Below are 396 nucleotides of genomic sequence, written 5' to 3'. Positions count from 1 at the left end.
AGATAAGCCACCAGATGTTCTAGAACCACCAGCTCCTGCCTTATCATCGAGAATCAGAGAGATATATTCTTCTTTTAAGGCATCGAACTCATAAGCAATAGCTTTCTTAAATACATCAACATTATGTTTCCAGCTCTTGAGATTGACCGTATCACCCATGTGAACAACTTGCCCATCAAGTTCATAAGCTTCAATCTTGATAGCGTCAGAGATCTTGTCAATGCCCTCATTTGAGAACTTAGCCTGTGCCCACTTCTGCAACTCTTCAACGGATTTTGCGTTGTTGTTCTCATACTCTTTTTCGTTTATGTAAGGATAAGAATTAATAAGAGGACTATCAACAGTCACTCTGATAGTTGTTTCCTTTTCAGCACCTTCAGGCTTAAATGTGGATCG

General features: G+C 39.6%; 1 protein-coding gene. It reads right to left on the bottom strand.

Annotation, left to right across the window (positions count from 1 at the left end):
* A partial coding sequence (locus AC13HU_RS38310; protein ID WP_483046600.1) for a hypothetical protein occupies positions 1-348 on the bottom strand: 348 nt, incomplete at its 3' end.
* Positions 349-396 lie beyond the last annotated feature (48 nt).

This window comes from Streptomyces sp. NH27, assembly GCF_056859195.1.
Note: the sequence above shows the minus strand (reverse complement) of the source record. Positions and strands in the feature narration are given on the sequence as shown.